The 18,925-nt window shown below is 64.7% G+C and carries 19 protein-coding genes; 6 read left to right on the top strand and 13 right to left on the bottom strand.

The annotated features are described in order from the left end of the window. The 6 genes from WB785_RS14185 to pncA all read right to left on the bottom strand — a co-directional run bounded on the left by WB785_RS14185 (nucleotide 1) and on the right by pncA (nucleotide 5,452). Entirely contained in the window at nucleotides 1-843 is an 843-nt protein-coding gene (locus WB785_RS14185) for a carbohydrate ABC transporter permease (RefSeq protein WP_424079970.1), read from the bottom strand. Beyond that, complete coding sequence (locus WB785_RS14190; RefSeq protein WP_424079986.1) at nucleotides 834-1,745, bottom strand: carbohydrate ABC transporter permease; 912 nt, start codon at nucleotides 1,743-1,745, stop codon at nucleotides 834-836. The genes WB785_RS14185 and WB785_RS14190 overlap by 10 nt, the downstream gene beginning before the upstream one ends. Nucleotides 1,746-1,771: 26 nt before the next feature. Further along, complete coding sequence (locus WB785_RS14195) at nucleotides 1,772-3,058, bottom strand: ABC transporter substrate-binding protein (RefSeq protein WP_424079971.1); 1,287 nt, start codon at nucleotides 3,056-3,058, stop codon at nucleotides 1,772-1,774. Nucleotides 3,059-3,121: 63 nt separating this feature from the next. After that, nucleotides 3,122-4,000: a sigma-70 family RNA polymerase sigma factor gene (locus WB785_RS14200; RefSeq protein ID WP_424079972.1), complete on the bottom strand. Its 879-nt coding sequence runs from the start codon at nucleotides 3,998-4,000 to the stop codon at nucleotides 3,122-3,124. 97 nt (nucleotides 4,001-4,097) lie between these two features. After that, entirely contained in the window at nucleotides 4,098-4,895 is a 798-nt protein-coding gene (locus WB785_RS14205) for a nuclear transport factor 2 family protein (protein ID WP_424079973.1), read from the bottom strand. Beyond that, nucleotides 4,892-5,452: a pyrazinamidase PncA gene (gene pncA, locus WB785_RS14210; protein WP_424079974.1), complete on the bottom strand. Its 561-nt coding sequence runs from the start codon at nucleotides 5,450-5,452 to the stop codon at nucleotides 4,892-4,894. Before pncA ends, WB785_RS14205 begins: the two co-directional genes overlap by 4 nt. Before the next feature lie 115 nt (nucleotides 5,453-5,567). Between pncA and WB785_RS14215 the strand changes: the two genes are divergently transcribed. The 3 genes from WB785_RS14215 (at nucleotide 5,568) to WB785_RS14225 (ending at nucleotide 8,627) form a co-directional block, all read left to right on the top strand. Then, a complete protein-coding gene (locus WB785_RS14215) occupies nucleotides 5,568-6,839 on the top strand; it encodes a glycosyltransferase family 4 protein (RefSeq protein WP_424079987.1) in 1,272 nt (423 codons plus the stop codon). Further along, nucleotides 6,833-7,564 (top strand): class I SAM-dependent methyltransferase, encoded by a 732-nt coding sequence (locus WB785_RS14220; RefSeq protein ID WP_424079975.1) that lies wholly within the window; start codon nucleotides 6,833-6,835, stop codon nucleotides 7,562-7,564. Before WB785_RS14215 ends, WB785_RS14220 begins: the two co-directional genes overlap by 7 nt. Before the next feature lie 142 nt (nucleotides 7,565-7,706). Next, complete coding sequence (locus WB785_RS14225) at nucleotides 7,707-8,627, top strand: prenyltransferase (RefSeq protein WP_424079976.1); 921 nt, start codon at nucleotides 7,707-7,709, stop codon at nucleotides 8,625-8,627. Here the strand turns inward: WB785_RS14225 and WB785_RS14230 are convergent. Further along, nucleotides 8,624-9,298, bottom strand: a complete 675-nt coding sequence (locus WB785_RS14230; protein ID WP_424079977.1) for a class I SAM-dependent methyltransferase — start codon at nucleotides 9,296-9,298, stop codon at nucleotides 8,624-8,626. The two genes, WB785_RS14225 and WB785_RS14230, sit on opposite strands and share 4 nt — an antisense overlap. A 61-nt stretch (nucleotides 9,299-9,359) precedes the next feature. Here WB785_RS14230 and WB785_RS14235 point away from each other — a divergent pair, with 61 nt between their 5' ends. From WB785_RS14235 to WB785_RS14245, 3 genes are all read left to right on the top strand, one after another. Beyond that, nucleotides 9,360-9,956, top strand: coding sequence for a TetR/AcrR family transcriptional regulator (locus WB785_RS14235; protein ID WP_424079988.1), 597 nt, complete (start codon nucleotides 9,360-9,362; stop codon nucleotides 9,954-9,956). Nucleotides 9,957-9,964: 8 nt separating this feature from the next. After that, on the top strand, nucleotides 9,965-10,480 hold the full coding sequence (locus WB785_RS14240; protein ID WP_424079978.1) for a DUF6328 family protein: 516 nt from the start codon (nucleotides 9,965-9,967) through the stop codon (nucleotides 10,478-10,480). 62 nt (nucleotides 10,481-10,542) lie between these two features. Beyond that, the gene (locus tag WB785_RS14245) at nucleotides 10,543-11,427 is read left to right on the top strand and encodes a DoxX family membrane protein (RefSeq protein WP_424079979.1); all 885 of its coding nucleotides are present in this window, start codon (nucleotides 10,543-10,545) and stop codon (nucleotides 11,425-11,427) included. Here WB785_RS14245 and WB785_RS14250 read toward each other — a convergent pair. The 6 genes from WB785_RS14250 to WB785_RS14275 all read right to left on the bottom strand — a co-directional run. Beyond that, complete coding sequence (locus WB785_RS14250; protein WP_424079980.1) at nucleotides 11,405-11,773, bottom strand: DUF2784 domain-containing protein; 369 nt, start codon at nucleotides 11,771-11,773, stop codon at nucleotides 11,405-11,407. The two genes, WB785_RS14245 and WB785_RS14250, sit on opposite strands and share 23 nt — an antisense overlap. Nucleotides 11,774-11,818: 45 nt before the next feature. Then, entirely contained in the window at nucleotides 11,819-12,298 is a 480-nt protein-coding gene (locus tag WB785_RS14255) for a gluconokinase (RefSeq protein ID WP_424079981.1), read from the bottom strand. Nucleotides 12,299-12,332: 34 nt separating this feature from the next. Continuing rightward, a complete protein-coding gene (locus WB785_RS14260; RefSeq protein WP_424079982.1) occupies nucleotides 12,333-14,336 on the bottom strand; it encodes a phosphotransferase in 2,004 nt (667 codons plus the stop codon). Further along, on the bottom strand, nucleotides 14,333-15,838 hold the full coding sequence (locus WB785_RS14265; protein ID WP_424079983.1) for a carboxylesterase/lipase family protein: 1,506 nt from the start codon (nucleotides 15,836-15,838) through the stop codon (nucleotides 14,333-14,335). The genes WB785_RS14260 and WB785_RS14265 overlap by 4 nt, the downstream gene beginning before the upstream one ends. A 27-nt stretch (nucleotides 15,839-15,865) precedes the next feature. After that, nucleotides 15,866-18,469, bottom strand: a complete 2,604-nt coding sequence (locus WB785_RS14270) for an NAD-dependent epimerase/dehydratase family protein (RefSeq protein WP_424079984.1) — start codon at nucleotides 18,467-18,469, stop codon at nucleotides 15,866-15,868. A gap of 24 nt (nucleotides 18,470-18,493) precedes the next feature. Beyond that, nucleotides 18,494-18,925: phosphopantetheine-binding protein (locus tag WB785_RS14275; protein WP_424079985.1), on the bottom strand; the 432-nt coding region annotated here is incomplete at its 5' end.

Genomic DNA, 18,925 nt, shown 5'->3' on the forward strand with positions numbered 1-18,925 from the left:
TCACCCGCCAAGCCCAGTGACCGCGATACCGCGAATGAAAGCGCGTTGCGCAACCACGTAGACCAGAAGCAACGGCAGCAGGATCAGTATGGATGCGGCCATCAGCACCGGCCATCTGGCGACGTACTCGCCCTGCATCCGTACCAGCCCGAGCGTAAGCGTGGCAATACTATTGCGCTGAATCATCAACAGCGGCCACAGAAAATCGTTCCACACGTTGACCCATGTGAGTACCGCCAGCACCATCACAGCGGGCTTGGCATGCGGAAGCAGTATCCGCCAATAGATCTGCCACGGCGAGCAGCCGTCGAGGATCGCTGCCTCTTCGAGTTCTGCGGGCAAGGTGCGGAAGAACTGGCGCATGAGGTAAGTGCCGAACGCGCTGCCGAACAATCCCGGCACGATCATCGCCCACGGCGTGTCCGACAGCCCCGCAATGCGCATCAAAATGAACTGCGGAATCACAGTGACCGTCAGCGGGACCATCAATGTGCCCAAGTACAAGACGAACAACGTGTCGCGGCCCCGAAACCGTAGGCGTGCGAACGCATATCCGGCCAGGGAGCAGAAAAACACCTGGCCGATACTGACACAGCCTGCATACAGCACAGAGTTGAAAAGCATCCGCCAGAACGGCATCAGCGTGAACACCTCACGGTAGTTGGCCCACAGAGGGTGCGACGGAAACAGTGTCGGGGTCGTTACCTCACCCTCATCTTTCAAGGATCCCGATACCGCCCACAGGATCGGGAAGAGCGCACACCATGCGATAACGCTCAGCGCGGTATACAACACGACCGCACGCACAATGCTGGGTTTGATCACTCGTTCGGCTACGCCCACGATCGTTCCTCCTGGGCGGCCCGACGGCGGCCGAGCCGCAACTGCAGCACGGTCAATACCAGCAGGATGCCGAAAATCACCCACGCCAGCGCCGAAGCGTAACCGAACTCCAAGAAGGCGAACGCGTGCTGGAACAGCATGATCCCGAATACGTAGGTGGCGGTTTCCGGGCCGCCGTTATGTCCGGTGAGAACATAGACGAGGTCAAATGCCTGGAATGCGTGAATGATCGAGATGACGACCACGAAAGACACCGCGCCTCGAATCAATGGCACGGTGATCGAGACGAACTGGCGTATTTCTCCCGCGCCGTCGAGCCTGGCCGCTTCATAAAGGTTGTCGGGCACGCCCTGCATTGCGGCTAACAGAATGACGGTCGCGAACGGCACGCTGCGCCAGACGCTGACCGTACACAGCGAGAGCATCGCCCATTTTGGGTCGTTAAGCCATGGGACGGGCCCGATCCCGATCCAGCCGAGCATGATGTTCAGCAGACCGTTGTTGGTGTTGAAGACGAACTGCCAAACGACGGCCATCACTACCGACGACACCGCCAAGGGCAGGAATGTTATTGTCCGAAAAATACTTATTCCCTTGACTTTCCGGTTGAGCACGCCAGCGACGGCGAGGCTGATCAGGACCGTGGGGACGACGGTGCCGACGGTATAGACCACCGTGTTGCGCAGCGCGATGGCAAACAGCGGATCGCCGGCAAAGAGGGTGTGGTAGTTGGCCAGACCGACGAACTTGGCGGGCCTGAAGATATCCCACTTCTGGAAGCTCATGTAGAGAGAAAAACCTAGCGGGAAAACCATGAATACGGCGACCGCAGTCAGATTGGGCGCGACGAACATGCGCCCTGCTCGGGCGCGCCGTTTGGAAAATCGGCGACGCCGGGTCACGGCGGCGGCGGAATCATCGATCTGGGTCATGGGTTGCGAAGCACCTCGTCGACGGCGTGTGACAGTCCGTTCGCCAACGATGTCGCCGGCCGTGCGCCGCGCAAAACGGGGCCGATGTTGCGGTCCATCAACGCGACGATCTTTGTCCACTCCGGGGTGATCGGCATGCCCTCGGAATGACCAGGCCCGCCGGTCAGCACATCGAGATTGGCGATCCTGGCGTGGGCTTGGGCGAAGCCGGGCGACTTGATCGCGGTGCGCAGCACCGGCACGAACAATCCCGAATCAGCGATCACCGCCTGCCCAACCGGGCCGGTGGCGAACTTCACGAACTCCCACGCCTGCTGCTTGCGGCGACTGCTCGCCGCGATGGCAAGCCCTGTTGTGCCGATGTTCGACCGGGCAGCGCGCCGTCTCGGACCGGTCGGTAGCACGGTGATATCGAAATCCAGACCCTTGGCCCGGTCAACGGTCTGCCATCGCCAGTGCCCGCCCAGTGCCATCGCCGCCCGGCCCGAGCTGAAGAGATCCATCGTGGACATCGATTGGGTGTCTGACGAGGTGGGGGCAACCTTGTGCTTCTGGGCCAGATCGGCATAGAACTGGATGCCTTCGAGGAACGTCTCGTTGTCGAAGTTCAGGTGCTTCGGGTTCATCCGCGGGTCCGACCACGGGACGCCGTTGTTCATGCCGAACAGCCCGGCCGCGTATGACGCGACCCAGCTGTCGACGTATCCCCATTGACTGACTCTGCCGGATCGGCCGCGCTTGGTGAGCGCTTTGGCGGTGTCGAGGAACTCGGCGAAACTCCATGGTTGTTCCCATCGCGCGGGCGGCGGGCGCACACCGGCATCGGCAAATAACTTCTTGTTGTAGAACAAGAAGTTGCCAGACCATTGCTCGGGCAGGGCGTATTGACCGCCGTCGAACGTGAACGTCCGATACAGCGGCGGGATGCTTTCGGCTTTCAGCTGCGCGGCGAAGGCTTTGTCTTGCGCCAGCATGGTATTGAGATCCAGCAGGACTCCCCGGGCGGCCAATCTGGCGTAGGTGAGTTCCCACGCCATCAGTACGTCCGGACACTTGCCGCCGGCGCAGTAGACCGACATGTGTTGCAACGGGTCGGCCCCGGACAACAGCATGCGAACCTTGATGTCTGGGTGGCTGCGCTGGAAGGCCTCGACAACTCGCTGCCGGGCATCCGCCTCTTCCGGATTGGCCGCGAAGAAGAAGGTCAGTGCGTCGTCATCGGAGCTGCATGCGGTCGGCCAGAGCGCCAGTGACGCCGCACCAAGTGCGCCGGCGCTACGCAAAAGCGTCCGACGGTCAAAGTGCTTGTCGACACCGGGCTTTTTGTTCGTAGCTCATCTCCATCGTCACTGCGGCAGCGCGAGCACCGCGCTTTTTAACCGATCGGCATCGCCGACGATGTCGATGGTTCGTATCCTGCCGTCTTCAATGCCGATCTGCAGCAACGCCTCAAGGTGTCCCGCGGGCGCGACCGCAATACCGGGCACTCCGTCGATAAGGACCACGACTCCGGCTCGTGCGCGCAACGCGAACCGCCGGGTTTCCTCGGCCACCTGCTTGGCACCGCGGAGCTCGGTCGGCACGTCGTCGGGCACCAGGATGCGGTCGACCCGGCGCACCACCTCGGGAGCCAGCAGGTGCAACAGCACGCGAATATCCCCGCCGCGCGATGCGTCCAGAAACGCCTCGACGATTTTGAGGTGTTCGCCGGTTTGCTTCGGCTCTGCAGAGCCGCCCGCGTGCAGTCGGCTGCGAGCCCGGCTGGCGAGTTTCTTCGCGGCCTGCGGTGACCGATTCAACAACTCGCCGATGCTCTCGAAGGGCATCGCGAACACGTCGTGCAGCACGAACGCGACGCGCTGCGCCGGCGAGAGCCGGTCGAGGACCACCAGCAAGGCGCTGCTGACCGAATCGGTGAGCAGCACATCTTCATCTGCTCCTCCGGTCGCGTCGGCGATCCGTTCGAGCTGTTCGGGGTCGCCGAACGGCTGTTCTGCTCGCCGTTTGCGGGCCCGCAGCTGGTCGATGGCCTCGCGAGCGGTGATTGTGGTGAACCAACCTGTCACGTTCTCGACCGTGTCGTTCTCTGCCCGACTGGCTTTCAGCCAAGCCGATTGCACCGCGTCTTCGGCGTCAGCTACCGAGCCGAGCAGGTGGTAGGCCACCGACTTCAGGTGCCGTCGATCGCGGTCAAACCGCCGAGCCAGATTTTCGATGGTTGCCATGGTCACCTTTCCCAGGCGAAAGCCATCAAGGAGATGACCACATCCGACAAACGCTCCCTGTAAAGGGGACCAATGCCGATGAGCCTATACATTGTTGTCACGCTGGAAAGTAGCAGATGCGGCGGATTTCGTTGCGGCGCTGGACAACGTCGGCGAACATGATGCCGCGACCTTGTTCCGAGGTGATCGATGCGGCGACCGTGCAGCCTGCCGCGATGAGCTTGGGTGCGCGGGCGCCGGGACACTGCCCGACGAGATCGGCGATGCTTGCGGCACGGTCGTCACCGAAAGTGATTGCGGCATCCGCTGATAGCGCGCGCTGTGCGGTGATCCTGTCCCCTGCGCCAACCGCGTGCACGAAGCTGTCGACCAACTTCTTGTGGCGGGAGCCCACCCGACGGAAGCCGGCTGCGAACCCGGCGGTGCCGCGGAGCCGCTGGTTGCGGATCAGTCCTTGGGACAGTCGGATGGTCGCCGGCACAGCGGATGCGCCGTTGCGCAGAAATTGCAGCACCATGGTCGGCAGTTCCCAGTAAGCGCGCAGCACCGCGATCTTCCATTCGCCGTTGACGTCACGCAGGTCGTAACGAAGCAGCACCGGAATGTCCATGGTGGCCGCCGAACCCATCACCACCTCGAGAGTGAGATCGCGCACGACGGTGTGGCCGCAGACCACGTCGAGGTCGCGTTGGAATGCGATGTCACGCGGGCCGATGAATGTGTCGTAGAAGCGGCCGATCTCGGCCGGTCCCACGTGCGGCCGAGATCCCACCGGATCTTCGACGCGCCCGTCCGTGGTGAACATCCCCACCCAGTCCGCGCGATCATGCGCTGCCGCGGCCTGAGGCGATCGCTCCACCGCGGCCAGCAGTGCCGACCCCGTTCGTCCCGTCACGCGCTCGGTACTATCGCGACGCCGGCGGCCCGCAAGGCTTTGATGGCCGCCGCGGTGGACTCCTCCCCCACACCGGCGGTCAGATCCAGCAGCACCCGCGTGGCCAAACCGTTCCGCAAGGCCTCCTGCGCGGTCTGGCGCACGCAATGGTCGGTGGCGATGCCCACGACGTCAACCTGGTCAACGTCGTGTTGAGCCAGCCAATCGGCCAGCGGGGCGCCGGACCCGTCGACGCCTTCGAAACCGCTATAGCCGGCGTCGTAGGCGCCCTTGCGAAACACCGCGTCAAAACGATCGGCGTCGAGATCGGGATGAAATTGCGCGCCGGTACTCCCGGCCAGGCAGTGCGGCGGCCACGACGTGGAGTAATCGGGCCGGTCGGAGAAATGATCACCCGGGTCGATGTGGAAATCCTGGGTGGCCACCACGTGGGGGTAGTCGGCGCCGTCAGCCAGATATTCGCTGATCGCGCGCGCAACGGCGGCGCCGCCTTTCACCGCCAAGGCGCCGCCCTCGCAGAAGTCGTTCTGGACGTCGACGACGATCAAGGCGCGCATAACCCACGGTATCGCCGGTCGGGCCGATGGCAGCGCGTTGCATCACGTAGATAGTCAAACTATAGTCCAGACACGTGTCCAGAAAGTTCCCTGACGTCGTCCCCCAACCGTGAGCATGCGGATTGCATTGCTGTCGTATCGCAGCAAAACGCACTGCGGCGGCCAGGGGGTTTACGTCCGTCACCTCAGCCGGGGGCTGGTCGAACTAGGACACCAGGTCGAGGTTTTCTCCGGACAGCCTTACCCCGAAGGTCTCGACCCGCGGGTGGTACTGACCGAGGTACCCAGCCTGGACATGTATCGCGAGCCTGATCCATTCCGCATCCCACATCCCCGCGAAATCCGCGACCGCATCGATCTTCGCGAGCTGGCCACGGTATGGACGGCGGGCTTCCCCGAGCCCCGGACCTTCAGCCTGCGGGCCGCTCGCCTGCTCGCCGAACGGCGGCACGACTTCGACGTGGTGCACGACAATCAGAGCCTGGGAGTAGGCCTGCTCAACATCGCGGCAACCGGGCTGCCCGTCGTGGCGACCGTCCATCATCCGATCACTCGTGACCGGGTACTGGATCTTGCTGCGGCGCGGTGGTGGCGTAAACCGTTGGTACGCAGGTGGTACGGATTTCTGGAGATGCAAGAACGTGTCGCGTGCAGCATTCCGGACTTGCTGACCGTGTCATCGTCGTCGGCGAGCGACATCACCGCGGACTTCGGGGTTGATCCAGACCAGCTGCATGTGGTGCCGCTGGGTGTCGACACCGAACTGTTCGCACCGTCCACCCAGCCCCGAATTCCGGGGCGGATCATCGCGATCGCCAGCGCAGACAGACCGCTCAAGGGCGTCGGGATTCTGCTGCATGCGGTAGCCAAGCTCCGCACTGAACACGACCTGGAACTGCAGCTTGTCGCCAAGCTCGAGCCCAACGGCCCCACCGAAAAGCTGATCGCCGAACTCGGAATCTCCGATATCGTCCACATCTCCAGCGGTCTTTCCGACGCCGCATTGGCGCGGTTATTTGCGTCAGCTGAGATCGCGTGTATCCCTTCGCTTTACGAAGGCTTTTCGCTACCAGCGGTAGAAGCGATGGCCAGCGGAACACCGATCGTGGCCAGCCGTGCGGGCGCCCTGCCCGAGGTGCTGGGACCCGACGGTGACTGTGCCAGGCTGGTACGGCCGGGCGACGCCGCCGAGCTGATCCGGGTGTTGGCCGAACTGCTGGTCTCCCCCGACCAACTTCATCAACTCGGGACGGCCGGTCGCCGTCGAGCGGTCGATGTGTACAGCTGGGAATCGGTGGCAGCCCAGACCGCACGCATCTACGAACGCGCGATCAATCGCCGGCTGCCGGTTCGGGATTCGGTCCAGCCAGCAGGCGAGCCGTGCTGACCGTCGACTTCGACCGCCTCGGTATCGGTCATGGCACCAAGGTGATTGACGTCGGGTGCGGGGCGGGGCGGCACAGCTTCGAGGCTTATCGCAGGGGTGCCGATGTGGTGGCGTTCGATCAGGATGCCGCCGAACTGAGCAACGTGGACACCATGTTTCGCGCCATGGCCGATTCCGGCGAGGTGCCGCCGTCAGCTCACGCGGAGACCGTCGTCGGTGACGCACTCGCGCTGCCCTATCCCGATCGGACGTTCGACTGCGTCATCGCCTCAGAGATCCTGGAGCATGTCCCGGGCGACAGTGCGATGATCGATGAGCTGATACGTGTCCTCAAGGTCGGCGGCAGGCTGGCAGTCACCGTACCCAGGTGGTTGCCGGAGCGGTTGTGCTGGTTACTCTCCGACGACTACCACGGCAACGAGGGCGGCCACATCCGCATCTACCGCGCGAACCGGCTGCGCGCCAAAATCGCCGACCGCGGAATGGCCTTCACACACACCCACCACTCACACGCACTGCATGCACCATTCTGGTGGCTGAAATGCCTGGTCGGCGTCGATAATTCACATCATCCAGCCGTCGTCGCGTATCACAAGATGCTGGTTTGGGACATGATGCGACGACCTCGGGTGACGCGGCTGGCCGAATCCACACTCAACCCGCTGATCGGCAAGAGCGTCGCGCTCTACTTCGAAAAACCGGTGCCCGCCGTTGAACTGGTATAAGAAACCGGGCGTCGCCGGCGTCCTCTCTCCTGCGCAATGCCGACAGACGGCGGAATCGATTGCCGCGACGCAAGAATCATCCGGCGCGATCCCATGGTCGGCAGGTGGGCACACCGACCCTTGGGACCATGTCGAATGCGCAATGGCGCTGACGGCAGCTGGCCTGATCGGCCCGGCGCGGCACGCATTCGACTGGTGTCGGCGCCAGCAGCGGGCCGACGGCTCTTGGCCGATCCAGCTTCGCGCCGGCGTCGTGGAGGACGCCAACAGCGACAGCAACTTCTGTGCGTATGTCGCGGTCGGAGTCTGGCACCACGTGCTGATCACCGGTGACCGCACCTTTGCCACCGCGATGTGGCCGACGGTGCGCGGGGCAATTGACTTCGTCTTGGATCTACAGCTCGAAGGCGGTGAAATTTGTTGGGCGCGTGGCCCTTCGGGCCCCGTTACCGAGGCGCTGCTGACCGGGTGCGCCAGCATTTTCCACAGCATTCGCTGCGCCCTGGCGTTGGCGAACTACCTCGACGAGCCGCAACCGGAATGGGAGGTTGCGCTCGGCCGATTGGGCCACGCGATCACTGCCCACCCGTCGGCGTTCACCGAAAAGCCCCATCACTCGATGGACTGGTACTACCCGATCCTGGGCGGTGCGCTTCGCGGTCCCGCGGCGACAGCCCGAATCGCCGACCGGTGGAGCGATTTCGTCGTCGACGGGCTGGGCATCCGGTGCGTCGATGACCGGCCGTGGGTGACCGGCGCGGAAACCTGCGAATTGGTGTTGGCGCTCGATGCGATGGGCAGCCAACAGGCGGCGCTGCGGCAGTTCGCCGCGATGCAGCACCTGCGAGAGGACGATGGCTCTTATTGGACCGGGCTGGTGTTCAGTGACGGAAAGCGTTGGCCCGTCGAGCGAACCACCTGGACCGGGGCGGCTGTGATTCTGGCCGCCGACGCGCTGTCGTGTGCCACGGCGGGTAGTGGCATCTTCCGCGGCACCGATTTGCCCCGCGGTCTGGAAGGCGACTACGACTGCGAGTGTGCGATCAGCCCGTCGGATCGCTAGACCGCAGTACCGGCCTCTCCGGATATCCGCTCCAGTAACCGCATTGACCCGATGGCGGATCGCTCGACGAAAACGCCGCTTTGCACTGCGCGGCAATAGATTTGGTAAGGCGCCTGGCCGCCGTCACGCGGGTCGGGAAAGACGTCGTGGATCACCAGCGCGCCGCCGGGACTTACCCATTTCGCCCAGCCGTCAAAGTCCTGATGCGCCGCGGCCTCGCTGTGGCCGCCGTCGATGAATAACAGCTGCAACGGCGTGCGCCACCCGCTGGCCACCACGGTCGATTTGCCCACCACCGCCACCACGTTGTCATCCAGCCCGGCGTCATCGAGCGTGCGCCGCAAGGCCGGCAGGGTGTCGAAACGTCCGGTGGCGTCGTCGACCAGCGATGTGTCGTGGTATTCCCAGCCGGGCTGGTGCTCTTCGGAACCATGGTGGTGATCGACGGTGTAAAGAACACTCTCCCGAGCCAGGGCCGCCGCGCCTAACAGCACCGTCGACTTGCCGCAGTACGTCCCGATCTCCACGCCGACACCACGATCGAAGTAGCGAAGCGCTGCGTCGTGAAGCGCCCGACCTTCGTCGGGGGGCATGAATCCGGTGACGCGATCGGCCAGCTCGAACAGTTGGTTGGTCCGCGCGTCGGCAGGCGAGAGATCTGAGGGGGCCATCACCGCCAACCGTAACAGTCGTGTTGTGCGCACCTGCGATGGTGTAGTAGTGTCCGGACACGTGTCCAACCCGGTAGCTCGGGAGTCGACCAGACGGCGACTGACCGCCAAGCAAGCCGACACCGTTGACCGGCTGGGCCAGGCCGCGATCGAAGTGCTCGGCCGAGAAGGCTTCTCCGGCTTGACGATTCGCATGGTCGCCGCCGAGGCGGGAGTCGGGTCAGCTACCGCCTACACGTACTTCTCTTCGAAGGAACACCTGGTTGCTGAAGTTTTCTGGCGGCGGTTGGCGTCCCGCCCGGTGCCGCCCACAGATTCGGCGGACTCGACCGTCCGCGTCGTCGGCGTGCTGCGGCATATCGCGCTGTTGGTTGCCGATGAGCCCGAACTCGCCGGGGCAGTGACCAACGCGTTGCTGGGCAAGGATCCTGAGGTCATTCATCTGCGGCTGCACATCGGTCGGGAGATCCACCAGCGCCTCGTCACGGCCTTGGGCCCGGACTGCGCTCCCGACGTTGTCGAATCGCTGGAACTGCTCTACGCGGGAGCGCTGGTGCGCGCCGGCATGGGATATGCCTCCTACACGCAGATCGCCGACCAGTTGGAGACATCGGCGCGGCTGCTGTTAGCCGGTGGCAGCGGCTGCCGGCTGGCATGATCACGGCCATGGACGTCGCCGATCATCCAGAACGCGACCAAAGCTGGGATGCCAAGGAGCGCTCTGAGACCGAACTCCAACGTTTAGACCGCAATTGGGTCAGCCTGCTGCAGGAGTTGCGGGTGGTTCAGACCGGCGTCCAATTGCTGACCGGCTTCTTGTTGACGTTGCCGTTCCAGCAGCGCTTCGAGACGCTGAACACGACGATGCGAGTGATCTATCTGGCAACCGTTGGTTGCTCGATTGCCGCCACCGTGTTGTTGGAAGCTCCAGTAGCGATGCACCGCTTGCTGTTTCGCCGGCATCGTCTCCAATTTGTCGTCTCTGCTGCACACCGGTTTGCCTACGCCGGCCTATTGCTGATGGGTTTGTCTCTTACCGGTGTAGCCGTGGTCATTTTCGGTGCGGTGGCCGGTCCGGTGGCCGGCGCAATTGCCGGGGTGTTCGCTGTGACGGCTCAGCTCGGTTTCTGGGTGCTGTTGCCCCTGCGGATGCGCCATGAAGCGCCCCCGACGACCGACTAGCAGAAGCACCGCCGATAGGCAGCGCCGGTTTGCACACCGGGCAACCCGGGAACACAGCGGCCATGTTGATCCGCAGAATCGCTCGTCCGTTGCTGTCGGCTGTATTCATCGGCCAAGGTGTCGAGACATTGCGAAACCCCAAGGTCACCGTTGATGCCACCGAACCCACCATGGCGGCGTTACGGACGCTGCCGGATCCCGTCGGGAGCAAGGTCCCCTCGGATCCCGAGACAGCGGCCCGGATAAACGCCGCCGTCCAAGTCGGCGGCGGTCTATTGCTCGCCACTGGCAAAATGCCGCGGATCGCCTCGGCGGCGCTCGCGTTCACTGTGATACCGGGCAGCCTTGGCGGACACCTGTTTTGGACGGAAAGCGACCCAGAGCGCAAAGCGCAGAAGCGCCGCGATCTGCTCACCGACCTGAGCCTGCTGGGCGGGCTGATCATTGCGTCGGCCGACACCGCGGGTAAGCCGTCGTTGGGATGGCGTGGGCGTCAAGCGGCGGGGCGGATCTCGGAGGCGCTGTCGCTGGATGGCTCCGACAGCAGTTTCCTTGATTCCGAGCTGGGCGAACGAATTGCGCACGGACTTCAAGTGGGTGCCGAGCGTGGCCGCGAGCTGGCCAGCACGGCCGCCGAGAGAAGCGAGCCGCTGGTCGAGGCAGCTCGCAAACGCGGCGGCGAACTGATCAGCACCGCCGGCGAGAAGAGCGCGCCCGTGGTGAAAGCAGCGCGTAAACGCGCACGTAAGCGCGGCCAGCAGCTGGCGGAAATTGCGCGCGAGCGCGGCGCCGAACTGGCCGAAACCGCCCGCGAACGCGGCGCGGACTACGGTGAACGCGCCCGCGAACGCAGTGCCGAGCTGGCCGCCGAACTAGCCGACACCGCCCGCGAACGCGGCGGCGAATTGGCTGCCCGCGGACGACTCAAAGCTCGCCGCTGGCGCTGATCCGCCGACGGCGCCCATACAGCGCCCAGGACACTGCGACCAATCCGAAGACCACAACGGGTACCCCGCCGGCCCAGCTGGCCGGATAAATCACGCCCGCGATGTAGTGGGCGACGAAGCCGTCCGGTGGCAGTGGCGCCAGCCCGGCTTTCGCGCGGCCCCAGCGCTCCAGCCAGGTCAGTGGACACTCCAGCTGGCCAACGGTGATCGCGATCCCCCACAGCGCCACCGGCACGTGCAACCAGATCGTGCGGCGCCAGCGCAACGCCACGAAGCCGCCGACGACCAGGTAGCAGAGAAAGGCGAAGTGCCCCACGACGGCAAGCGCGACCACGATTTGGTACATAGAGCCATCTGCCTGGTGTTTTGTCGGGCCGAATAGACCACCATGCTAGTCGTCGACACTGCGGGCGTAGCTCACAAATCTTTCGACGATGTCGTCGACGCTCGACCCGACGTCGAGGGCTATCCCGTGCTCGTCGGACGCCAGCGGTTCCAAAATATCGAACTGCGATTTCACCAATGCCGACGGCATGAAGTGGCCCGGCCTGCCGGCTTGTCGGCGACCGATCACGTCCGGTGAACCGGTCAAATGCAAGAACTCGATGCAGGGGCAGTGCGAACGCAACCTGTCGCGATATCGGCGTTTGAGTGCCGAGCAGCTCATCACGCCGCCGTCCCCATGGTCGGCCAGCCACTGCCCGACCGCTTCCAGCCACGGGTAGCGGTCGTCATCGGTGAGCGGGGTGCCCGCGGCCATCTTGGCGATGTTGGCTTGCGGGTGAAAAGCGTCGGCGTCGGCGAACGGCACGCCGAGGCGCCGCGCCAATGCCTCACCCACCGTCGATTTCCCCGACCCGGTGACACCCATGACCACGATGGGTGTGCTTGGTGGACAGGAGTTTTCAGCGCGGATTGCGGTTCCACTCCACCCAGCCGACGCCGCTGCGGCCGTCTGCGGTACTGACAGCGGCCCAGATCCGGGGAAATTGGCTGACCCGCCCGTCGCCGGAAACCAGCCGGACCGGTGCGTGCCCGCGCACGTCAACGGTCGCGGTGATGTCACCGGGATCGACCGCCAGAGTTGCGGTGGTCGGTAATCCATCGGCGTCGAATGTCTGGTGGGCGGTGATTGTTTGCAACTCTGTGAGGGTGCCACCGCGGTCTTGGACGTAGCCGATACCGACCGGCGGAACGCCCGGGATGCGGATCTCCACACCGTGCATATGCGTCCCGTCGTCGAGGTGCAGTGCGCTCCAAACCCAGTCCATGCTCCACCAGTCCCGCACCCCCCACGAATGGTCCCGCTGGCCGGGGACCGCGTCGACGTTGTAGGGATGCCCATCGACGATGACGGTTCCCGAGACGGTGCAGGGTATTTCGTAGCGGGTAGTGAGCCGATACTTGTAGGGCGTGCCATCGGTGTGCCACACCAGATCAATTGCGACCTCGACCGGCGCTCCCGCTTCTCCCCGTAGCAGCGCCGCCGGGTCAGGGTAGGACTGGCCCTGCCCATGCAGGCCAATGTGATAGGTCTGCAATGGATCGCCGACGGAGTGTGTGAAATCGCCTGCGCCCGTATGTAATACCCACGGATTGGTGGGCAGCGCAACCTCGCAGTCGACGACCGCGACGGTCGGCAGGTCCGGACCGCATAGCAAGGCGTGCAGCCATGCCGTCTGCTGATTGGGCATCAGGCCAAGTCGCACCCACCCGCCGAGTCCGCTTGCCGTATCAGCGAAGTCGGCATACCAGCTTTCGCTCCACAGCGGCTCATCGGTCGCCAGATGGGCCGACTCGTCGTCGCTTGATGGACGCAGCGGCTCGGCGGTCGTCGGTGCGGCCAGTATCGCCAGGGCATCAACATCGAGCACATGCTCGCAATGCCGTTGCAGCATCGTCATGAACATCGCGTCGCCGCGTGCGGTGCGTTCCACCAGCATCGAGGAGATAATCGCCATCATCACGCCGAAAAAGCTCTGCCTGCGTACCCCCTCGCGGATATCGGCGAGGCTGATCGGCGCGTCCGGCCCTAGCGCTGCGTGGTAGGCCTGCAGCAACGCGTCGTAGTGCGTGCGCCGCTCCGCTTCCGGCAGCGCGCAACCGATGAAATACGCCAGATCGGTCATCGCCGGAGCCCACGTGACGGTCTGCCAGTCGACCACCGTCAGCGGGCGGTCGGCGCCGGCGGCGCCGAACAGCATGTTGTCCAATCGATAGTCACCGTGCACCAGACCATGCATGCGATCCTCGGCGGCCTCCGCGGCCAGATACGCATCGAACCCGCCGACCAGCCGTTCGCACACCGTGCGATGCTGCCGGGCGATCTGATCGCCGTAGCGGTCGACGAAGCCGGTGTACAGGGCCGTGATCAAGCCCTGGTTGAGCGGCGTGTCGCGGCGCAGCCAGGGTGCCTCCGCGAGCGTGGTGTCACCGAGCAGTGGACCTTGCAGCCGGGCCAGCTGAGTGACCGCTAGCTGAGCCTGCGCGATTGTGGCACCGCGGATTTCATCGCCGACGACCGCCGGATTTGCGTCGCCGAGCAGCACATCGAAGGTGCCCGCCGAAGCGTCGAAAGCGGCGTGATAGCACGGGGCGAGCGGGCCGCGCAGGCGCGGAGCGATATCGGAGTAGAAGCCAACTTCACGTTCGTAAAGACCCAGGCCCGCACCGGTCTGCCGGCTTATCGGGTCGGTGGCCGCGACTTTGAGCACCACGGAGTCGGGTGCGCCACCGCCGGGCCTTTCGTCGGCGTAGGTCAGCTGAACCCGGTAGCACTGACTCATCTGACCGGTGCCGATCCGCTCGACGCTGAACTCGGCGATTGTTCCGGCGCCGATCGCTGCGGTCAGCCACTCGGCGGTGAGATCCTCTGGGCGTTCGACGACGTTGTCGGTGTGTGCTTTCATCGCGCCAGCGAAAAGCCTTCCCATGCCATCCGCCGTTCGGGGTGCGGATCGAATTCGAGATGCGACTTGCGGTCGAAGACCATAACCGCGCGTTCGGTGTCGGTGTAGGCGGGCCAGTCGTCACCGGGCACCCCGGTAAGGCTGAATAACCGCCAGCGCCTTTGCACGTCGCTGGTAACCCGCAAGGCGGATCGTCGGTCAGCTGCCGCGCTCAGCATCGCCCCGAACTTGGTGCGGTAGATGCCGAAGACCGCGAGTAGTTCGGTGGCATGCGTAGCACCCAGCCCCGACCAGCGCAGCATCCGGGGTGCGTAGTCGTATCGATACAAGTAAGCCGGCGCGTGCCTGCCATGGGCTTCTGCGATCTCCCAAGCAGCCGAGCTGAAGGCGAAGTCGCCACCGAGCCGCACACAGGCGGACCGCTCCGGGTAATCGGGGTAAGCAGCGGTAATACGTTGCCGTGCAGCCGGTTCCACTTCAGCTAGCAGGGCTTCGACCATCGGCTCGGTCGTCGGCAGCAGTGGCAGGAAGCGGGTGAACAACCGTCCTTCTTCGGCGTTGGTACCCACGATCAGCGGCACCCGGTGCGCAGTGCCGCGCCGCATCGCCTCGACGGGGTCCAACGGCAGAACGTCGTCACCTGAGACCGGACCAATCGGGAAGGCTCCCAACATGTCTCGCACGCCCTCGTCGATCAGGCAATTTTGTGCCGCGACCAATTCGGCGGGAGAAGCCTGCCTCAACGCATGGGCGGCGTCCTGCTTGCGGACACCCATGATGGTCGCGAATCGTCCCGCGAACTCCGTGGCCATTTCACGTGAACGCACCATGCCGGTTGCCGGACTCTCCGAAATAACTTGGGCGAACAGGCCTTCGGCCTCCGGCACCGCCAGTAGCGTAGCGACGGCGTGCGCGCCCGCGCTTTCACCGAACACCGTGACTTTGCCCGGATCGCCACCGAACGCCGCAATATTCTGCTGGACCCAGCGCAACGCCAACACCAGGTCGCGCAAGAACAGGTTGCTCTCCATGCCGATATCGGCCGTCGACAGCGACGACAAATCCAGGCAGCCCAGCGCGCCAAGCCGGTAGTTGACCGACACATAGACACACCCACGGCGGGCCAGGCCCGCGCCGTCGTATATCGGAGTGGCTGAGCTACCCATGATGTATCCGCCACCGTGCACGAAGACCATCACCGGTAGCGATTCGCTCTCCGGCGCCTCCGGTGTGACGACGTTAAGGGTGAGACAGTCCTCCCCCATTGGTTGGTACTTGCCGACGCCGACGATCGTGTAGCGCCGCTCCTGCGGTGCGCACTTGGTGAAGCCGTGGCAATACCGCACGCCTCGCCACGGCTGGGCCGGCTGGGGCGCCCGAAAGCGCAGTGCACCTACCGGCGGCCGGGCGTACGGGATGGACCGCCAGCGGTGCACGCCGTCGCGGGTAAAGCCTTCGACGGTGCCGGCAGCCGTTGTGACGCGGACGGTGTGTTCGTGCATGACCTGACGGTAGCGAACCCGCATGGGTCACGCGTCTAGTACGTGGATCTCGCCCCTACCGCCGTCGACCTCGACAAGCGCCCCGGGCGGGAGACGCCGGGTGACGTCGGCGACATCCACCACACATGGGATACCGAATTCGCGTGCTACCACCGCGGCATGCGACATCGGGCCGCCGAGCTCGGTCACCACCGCGGCCGCGTAGGAAAATGCGGCGGTGTAGCCGACGTCGGTGACCTCGGCGACCAGGATCTCTCCCGGTTCCAAGTCGTCGATGGAGTCCGGCGCGACGATGCGCACCCGGCCGCGGACTCGTCCACCGCAGACGCCGACGCCGGTCAGGGTCTGCCCGGGTTCAACAACGGTCGCCAGCGAGGCAGCGGCTTGCCAGCTGCCACTGAATACTGCGGGCGGTGCGAACCCGGCCAGCCTGCGTTGTTCCGTGCGGCGGCGCGCGACCAGTCCCGAAGCGTCGGTAGGTAGCGCATCAAGCTCGTCGACCAGCAGATAGAACACGTCGTCGGGGGTTTCGAGAACACCCGCGTTGACTAGTCTGCGTCCCAGCTCACGGAGTAGCCTGCGCAGCAACCAGATTGCCCGGACCATTCTGTCGCGTCGGACTTCGCGGTCGCGAAGCTGCGCAGCGGCAAGTCGCGCCACCGGCCGGGCCTGCACCGGGATTACCGGACGGTGGATCTCCGGCCGGGTGGGAATCTTCAGCGACTTGGCGACCATCCGGATCAGCAGCTCTGGGTCGTCGGCGTAGCTGGTCGACCGCATCTCGACCTCGGCGGGGCCACGGTGCCCGACCACGTTCAGCTCGGCAAGCACTGCGGCATGAAATTCCGGGGCCTGGGCGGACAGCTCGTCGAGGTGGTCACCGGGGCGGGCCAGAATGCGGATCACGCCTGCGTCGCGTCGCGCCGCGTCCGCCAGTCGGTACACCGCGCTCAGCGGCTGTGCGCTGGCCACATCCTGACCCACTGAAAGCACCGTGTCACGGCCGCTCAGGCCGCGTAGCACCACGCTGAGCGCGGCGAAGGACATGAATGACCCTGACGCGAGCACCCAACCGTGTACGGCATGGTCGCGCGCCAACAAGATCAGGCTTTGCAATCGCTCATCGCTGAGCTGTGAAAGATCCTCAGCGACACCGTCTTCCAAGCGATCAATGTCGTCGATGAAGTCGCGCGTGTCGCGCGCAGCGCCGGTGGTCAGGCCTGCCAAGTTGGCCGCGAACACCCCGAGATTGCGCATGGTACGCAGAGCTCGCATGGCCGGGCTGGATTCGCGTGGCAGGGGTTGCTCGCCGTAGATCGGCATGCTCGCCGCGCTCGGGCCGAAGAATTGGCTCTGCCGAATCACCGTCGCGGGTTTGACGAATGGAACTGTTTCGGCCATGAAATGCGCGGTGGTGATTGCTCCATACAGCCGATGGGCGAACACACCGACGGTGCGCGTAGCTATTTCGCGTTGGATCAGCCCGCCGGGCCGCAGTCTTGCGGCGATGACTGCGCCGGCCGCACGTAATCCGTGCACGGTCACCGACGCCGACGACGGTGAGAACGGCCCGGGCAGCGCCTCGGACAAATTGGTGGCGAGATAAGTCGGGAAGCGTGGGTCGATCGGCGTATCGAACTCGCCGTTGGCGCCGTCCGGTCCGGCCAACACCGGGGCAACTCCATCGGCGGCTGGCACATCCACCGACGGGATGTCTTGGGCATGAGTCATCCGCCACGGCAGCGACATCACCCGCTTGCCAACGCTGATTCGACCGCGCACCGCCAACGCGAGGTCCTGGACGCATTCTTCGGCGGTCCAGGCGACAGTGAAGTTCCATTTGTCATGCAGCAGTGCAGTATCCATCGACGGCGCGTTCAGCAGGCGATCCAGTTCGGGTGAACTGAGCAGCCGCTCACCTGCCCGTACCACCGGCCGCCCCAGCACATCGGCGATGTGTCGGAGCGTCGACTCCCCGTGCGCGGCAAGGTTCACCGGCCCACTACCGATGCTGGCATCGACGACGGCCTGGACGAAAACCCGCTGCACGTCGTCGCCGTGCACCACCTGCAACCTGCGACCGGCGTCGACCTCAGAAAAGAGCGGGGACGCCAGCACTCGGCGCACCCAGTTGTCGACGCCTCTGCCGAAAATGGCCGCCGAGCGGATCGCCACCCATTCCGCACCTGAGGCAGCAAGCATCTGTTCGACGCCAGCCTTGTCGCGCCCTTCTGCTGATGTCGGGTTCAGCGGGTCGGCTTCGGACAGCGGTGTGCGGCCGTGGTCCACCCCGTAGACGTGCGCCGACGAGGCGAACACAACGCGGCGAGTACCACTTTGGGTCATGGCGTCAAGCACGTTGGCGGTTCCGCCGATGTTTATCTCACGATTGACCGAGGCAGCAGCGGCTGGATCGACCGCCCAGGCACAGTGCACGACGACGTCGGTGCCGGTTACCGCACGCCGCACCCCGGCCACATCGCGAATATCGCTTTTGACGAAGCCTGCTGAGCTCGGCCAGCTTTCGGGCCGATGGCGGGCCAGCCCGATCACGTCGTGGCCCCGGCTGAGCAGACGAGCGGCAACGCCGCGACCGATCACTCCGCTCGCCCCGGTGACGGCGATCCTCACTGGCTAACCTCAAACCTCATCTGGCTAGTCGTCGTCGTCGAGGAATGCAGCGTTGACCAGATCATCGAGATCCATTGCCGCGATGTCTTGTTCCCTGGCCTCTGCTCCGTCGGCTCCATCGGATTCGTTCGCCAGGCTCAGCAGCAGGTCCAATACCCCGGCCTGGCGAAGGCGTTTGACCGGAATAGCCGCGACCACACGCTGGATTTCCGCTTCGCCGGCCGCGACTTGCGGCACCGGCTCGGTCGAGGCGCCCACGAGCTCTTGGCGGAAGTAGCCGGCCAGCGCTGCGGAGTTCGGGTAGTCGAAGATCAGCGTCGGTGAAAGCGCCAGCCCGGTGGCCGTTTTGAGTCGGTTACGCATCTCGACTGCGGTCAGCGAGTCAAAGCCCAACTCCTGGAACGCCTTATCGGGGTCGATGGCCTCTGGTGTCGTATTACCCAGCACTGTGGCGAT

Origin of the sequence: Mycobacterium sp., assembly GCF_049585075.1 — a bacterium.
Lineage (GTDB): Bacteria > Actinomycetota > Actinomycetes > Mycobacteriales > Mycobacteriaceae > Mycobacterium.